2 protein-coding genes and 1 pseudogene are annotated in these 2,275 nt (G+C 79.3%); all 3 read left to right on the top strand.

Going from position 1 to position 2,275, the window contains the following annotated elements; genetic code table 11:
* Window positions 1-778, top strand: a pseudogene (locus HLB15_RS23360) (protoporphyrinogen/coproporphyrinogen oxidase); the annotation flags it as partial.
* Between the two features lie 118 nt (window positions 779-896).
* On the top strand, window positions 897-1,940 hold the full coding sequence (gene hemC / locus HLB15_RS23355; RefSeq protein WP_171109128.1) for a hydroxymethylbilane synthase: 1,044 nt from the start codon (window positions 897-899) through the stop codon (window positions 1,938-1,940).
* A partial coding sequence (locus tag HLB15_RS24930; RefSeq protein ID WP_171109126.1) for a uroporphyrinogen-III synthase occupies window positions 1,937-2,275 on the top strand: 339 nt, incomplete at its 3' end. The genes hemC and HLB15_RS24930, both read left to right, overlap by 4 nt.

The following is a 2,275-nucleotide window of genomic DNA, read 5'->3' as shown; positions in this document are numbered from 1 at the left end:
GGCCGTGGACCGCGCGGGCTCCGCGTGGCTGGTCCGCCCGGCGGACGGCCGGCCCCTGCACGCCCCCCGCCTGGTCCTGGCAAGTCGCCTGCCGCTGGACCCACCTCGCTCCGGGGAGGCCGGTCCGGCGGGCGGCCGGCCGGCCGACGGACCGACCTCGCACCGAGCTGCCGAAGGCGGCGGGCGGCCGGGCAGAACCGCGCTGCCCCAGGCCCCGCAGGCACCCGAGCGGGGGGCGGACATCCGGCTCGTGACCCTGCTGCTCGACGCGCCCGAGCTGGACGCCGCCCCGCGCGGCACGGGCATGCTCGTCGCACCCGACCGGGCACCCGACCGGGCCCCCGACCGGGCCGGGTCCCGGGGCGGCCGGCACGCCGTGCGCGCCAAGGCCCTGACCCACGCGACCGCCAAGTGGCCGTGGCTCGCCCGGCGGGTGCGGGACGCCGCCGGACCGGGCGTGCACGTGGTGCGGCTCAGCTACGGGCGCCTCGGCGAGCCGACGCCCGAGCCCACCGCGCAGGAGGCCGCACGCGACGCGTCGGCGCTGCTCGGCGTGGACCTGACCGGGCGGGTCCGGGACGTCCTGCACCAGCGGTGGGACGGCGCCCTGCCCCCGCCGACGCCCACCTACCGCGCCGCCGTCACCGCGTACGAGGCGGCGGTCCGCACGGTGCCGGGCCTCGACGTCACGGGCGGCTGGGTCGCCGGGACCGGGCTCGCCGCGGTCGTGGCGCACGCGCGGCGCACGGCCGACCGGCTCGGGGCGCCTGCCGGCTGAGCCCCGGAACCGGTCCGCGGGGGCGCACGATCTGACAGTCCGCCAGCAACGCTGTGAGATCGGTCCGAGGTGCGCCCTCGGTTTTCTTCCGGCGGGGTTTCGGGTGGAGACTGGGTTGGTGACCCCGACCCCCCTGTCTGTCAGCACCCCCGGTAGCACCCCGGGTGACGCCGCACCGATCCGCCTCGGGACGCGGGCGAGCGCGCTCGCCACGACCCAGAGCGGTCTGGTGGCCCGGCGCCTCGAGGAGCTGACCGGCCGGCCCGTCGAGCTGGTGCGGATCCGGACCGAGGGCGACGTGAGGACCGGCAGCCTCGCGAGCCTCGGCGGCACCGGCGTGTTCGTCACGGCTCTGCGCGAGGCGCTGCTCGACGGCCGCTGCGACGTCGCCGTCCACTCCCTCAAGGACCTGCCCACCACGCCCGCGGAGGGCCTCACCTTCGTGACCCCCGAGCGCGCCGACCCGCGGGACGCCCTGTGCGCGCGCGACGGCCTCACGCTCGCGACCCTGCCGCGCGGCGCACGCGTCGGTACGGGCTCCCCGCGCCGGGCGGCCCAGATCCGGTCGGCTCGCCCCGACCTCGACGTCGTCGACATCCGGGGCAACGTCGGCACCCGCCTCGACCGGGCGCTGGGCCCCGACGCCGACCTCGACGCCGTCGTCCTCGCCCACGCCGGGCTCGCGCGCCTCGGCCGCACCGACGTCATCAGCGAGGTGCTCGACGTCGACGTCGTCTCCCCCGCCCCCGGTCAGGGCGCGCTCGCCGTCGAGGTGCGCACCACCGACATCGCCGCGGGGCCCGACGGCCCCCGCGTGCCCGACCTCGCCGAGGCGATCCACCTGCTGGACCACCGGCCGACCCGCCTCGCGGTGCTCGCCGAGCGCTCCGTGCTCGCGCGCCTCGAGGCCGGCTGCGCCGCGCCCGTCGGTGCGTACGCCACGGTGTCGGGCCCGGCCCTCGAGCTGCGCGCCGTCGTGGCCGCCGTCGACGGCTCCGAGCAGATGTCGCGCGGCGGCACCGTCCGCCTCTCGCAGGACGTCGCCCCCGACGTGATCGACGACGCCGCGCGCGCCCTGGGCGTCTCCGTCGCCGAGCACCTCCTCGCCGACGGCGCCGAGCGCCTCGCGCCCCTGAGCACGGCCGTCCCGGAGAAGGCGTGACGGATCCGCACCGCTCGGCGCTCGCCCCCGGGCGAGCCGCCGGCACCGGCGCGGTCACGGCACCCGCCGTCCTGGTCGCGCGGGCCCCGGAGCGGGCGGCGGGCCTGCTCGCCCTCCTGCGAGAGCACGGGCTGGACCCTGTCGCCGCCGCCGTGATCGAGCGCGCCCCGGCCGACGACCCGGCCGCCCTCGACGCCGCCCGCACCCGCCTCGCCGACGGCACGTACGCCTGGGTCGCGATCACCAGCGTCAACGCGGTCGACGGGTTCGGCACCGTGGGCGAGCCCGTCCAGGTGGAGCGCGCCGCCGACGGCGCGGTGACGGCGGTGCGGCTG

Source organism: Promicromonospora citrea, from assembly GCF_013004695.1.
In the GTDB taxonomy this organism is placed as follows: Bacteria; Actinomycetota; Actinomycetes; order Actinomycetales; family Cellulomonadaceae; genus Promicromonospora; species Promicromonospora citrea.
This window is presented reverse-complemented; position numbering and strand designations above follow the sequence as displayed.